The organism is Pseudorhodoplanes sp., assembly GCF_046289595.1.
Classification (GTDB): domain Bacteria; phylum Pseudomonadota; class Alphaproteobacteria; order Rhizobiales; family Xanthobacteraceae; genus Pseudorhodoplanes.
In genome coordinates this window covers 1-2660 of record NZ_JBKBVB010000228.1, presented here as the reverse complement: position 1 = coordinate 2660, position 2660 = coordinate 1, and the positions used below count along the sequence as shown (strand labels likewise).

Genomic DNA, 2660 nt, shown 5'->3' with positions numbered 1-2660 from the left:
AACGCTTGCTCGTGTTCCTTCGAATCCGAAGTCCGCCCAAGAGAAAGCCGCAGAAAAAGGCGGACTTCGGATTCGGGACACTAGCCCATGCTGTCCGACCGCCGCCCGATCCTGCTCGCCAATGCCCGGATCGTCGATCCGTCGCGCGACCTCGATTTCCCCGGCGACGTCTTGATTGCTGACGGTGTCGTCCGCGACGCCAAGCGCGGCATCGGCGCCGCGGGCGTGCCCGAAGGCACCGAAGTCGTCGATTGCCGGGGCCGGATCGTGGCGCCGGGCTTGATCGACATGCGCGCCTTTGTCGGCGAACCTGGTGCGGAATATCGCGACACCCTTGCGACCGCGAGCCAGGCGGCCGCTGCCGGCGGCGTCACCACGATCATCTGCCAGCCCGACACCTCGCCTGCGATCGACGATCCGGCCATCGTCGATTTTATTCTGCGCCGCGCGCGGGATACCGCGATCGTCCATGTGCAGCCGATGGCGGCGCTGACCAAGGGCCTCGAAGGCAGGGAGATGACCGAGATCGGCCTTCTGAAGGCCGCGGGCGCCGTCGCCTTCACCGACGGCGCAAAGAGCGTCACCAATGCGCAGGTGATGCGCCGCGCCATGACATATGCACGCGACTTCGACGCGCTCATCGTGCATCACACCGAAGATCCGGACCTGATCGGCGAAGGCGTCATGAACGAAGGCGAGTTTGCCGCACGCCTCGGTCTCCACGGCATTCCGACAGCGGCCGAAGCGGTGATGCTGGAGCGCGACATGCGCCTCGTCGCGCTCACCGGATGCCGCTATCACGCAGCCTCCGTCACCTGCCGCGACTCGCTCGACATCCTGCGGCGCGCCAAGGATGCTGGCTTGCCGGTCAGCGCGGCGGCCTCGATCAATCACCTGACGCTCAACGAAATCGACATCGGCCCCTACCGCACCTTTTTCAAGCTGACGCCGCCGCTGCGCGCCGAAGACGACCGAGCCGCGTTGGTGCAGGCGGTCGCCGACGGGCTGATCGACATCGTGATGTCGGACCACAATCCGCAGGATGTCGAGACCAAGAGGCTGCCCTTCGCCGAGGCTGCACCCGGCGCGGTCGGTCTGGAGACCATGCTGTCGGCTGGCTTGCGCATGGTCCATGGCGGACACCTCACGCTGACCCAATTGCTGGCCGCGATGTCAACAAGACCGGCCGAATTGCTCGGGCTTCCCGGCGGCTCGTTGCGCAATGGAGCACCAGGCGACGTCATCGTCTTCGATCCGGAAACGTCCTTCGTGCTCGACCCGGCCGACCTCAAGTCGAAATGCAAGAACACGCCGTTCGACGAGGCGCGCCTTGACGGCCGCGTCGTCCGCACCATCGTTGCCGGCCGCACCGCCTACGAGTACGCTTCCGCCTGATCGTTTTTTGCGGGCAACGGGGACGCTTCGGGTATGACGGAGGGGGCTGGCTTGATCGTGCTTCTGCCGATGCTGATCGCGGCGCTGTCGATCGGCTACCTGCTCGGCTCGATCCCGTTCGGGCTCTTGCTCACGCGCCTCACCGGCGGTCCGGATCTGCGCAACATCGGCTCCGGCAATATCGGCGCAACCAATGTGCTGCGCACCGGCAAGAAAGGGCTCGCGGCGGCGACATTGCTGGCCGATATGCTCAAGGGCACGGCAGCGGTCCTGCTCTGCCGGCATCTGTTCGGAACGGAAGCGGCGATCGCGGCGGGGTTCGGCGCATTCATTGGCCATCTGTTTCCGGTCTGGCTGCGCTTCAAGGGCGGCAAGGGCGTCGCGACCTTCATCGGGGTGCTGCTGGCCTTCTCATGGATCGCGGTGCTCATTTTCGCGGCGATCTGGCTCGGGCTCGCGGCGATCACGCGCTACTCGTCGCTATCCGGTATGACCGCGTGCGCCGCATCGCCCGTCATCCTCTGGACGCTGGGCAAGCCACTTGAGGCGGCGCTGTTCTTCGTCATGGCGATCATGGTCGTCGTCATGCACCGTGCCAATATCGCGCGGCTGATCGCGGGCACCGAAACCAGAATCGGACAAACCGCGGTGAAGCCGTGAAGTCTCCGCCAGCGGTCGACGGCGTATCCCTCTCGGATAGTCAGCGGCTCGACTGGCTGCGTCTGATCCGCAGCGAGAATGTCGGGCCGCGCACCTTCCGCACACTGATCAATCATTATGGCGGCGCGCGCGCCGCCATCGAGATGCTGCCCGAGCTGGCGCGGCGCGGCGGGGCGCAGGCGCCTGGCCGCATCTGCTCGGTCCAGGAAGCGGAACGCGAGATCGAGGCGGCGCGGCGCATCGGCGCATCCTTTGTCGCCCTCGGCGAGCCCGGCTATCCGCCGCGCCTGCGCAGGATCGACGACGCGCCGCCCTTGCTCTCGGTACGCGGACGGCTCGCAGCGCTGGCTTCGCCGATGATCGCGATCGTGGGCTCGCGCAACGCATCCGCCGCGGGGGCAAAGTTCGCCGGACGCATCGCGCGTGAATTCGGCGAGGCTGGGTTCGTCACGGCATCCGGCCTCGCACGCGGCATCGATGCGGCTGCGCATCGCGCCAGTCTCGATACCGGAACAATTGCGGTGCTGGCGGGCGGACAGGATCACATCTATCCGCCTGACCATGTGTCTCTGCTCGAGGAACTGCTGGAAGCCGGCGCTGCGATC

3 protein-coding genes are annotated in these 2660 nt (G+C 66.4%); all 3 read left to right on the top strand.

Annotated elements, in window-relative coordinates:
* Window positions 1–87 precede the first annotated feature (87 nt).
* Window positions 88–1395 carry a dihydroorotase gene (locus ACK41X_RS23395; protein ID WP_409728699.1) on the top strand — a complete coding sequence of 436 codons (1308 nt, stop codon included), beginning with the start codon at window positions 88–90 and terminating at the stop codon, window positions 1393–1395.
* Between the two features lie 33 nt (window positions 1396–1428).
* A complete protein-coding gene (gene plsY, locus ACK41X_RS23390) occupies window positions 1429–2055 on the top strand; it encodes a glycerol-3-phosphate 1-O-acyltransferase PlsY (RefSeq protein ID WP_409728696.1) in 627 nt (208 codons plus the stop codon).
* On the top strand, window positions 2052–2660 hold a 609-nt coding region (locus ACK41X_RS23385), incomplete at its 3' end, for a DNA-processing protein DprA (protein ID WP_409728694.1). The genes plsY and ACK41X_RS23385, both read left to right, overlap by 4 nt.

Excerpts from the sequence above, each read along its gene's own strand:
- ACK41X_RS23395 (WP_409728699.1), top strand. The coding sequence starts at position 88 with ATGCTGTCCGACCGCCGCCCGATCCTGCTCGCCAATGCCCGGATCGTC.
- plsY (WP_409728696.1), top strand. The coding sequence starts at position 1,429 with ATGACGGAGGGGGCTGGCTTGATCGTGCTTCTGCCGATGCTGATCGCG.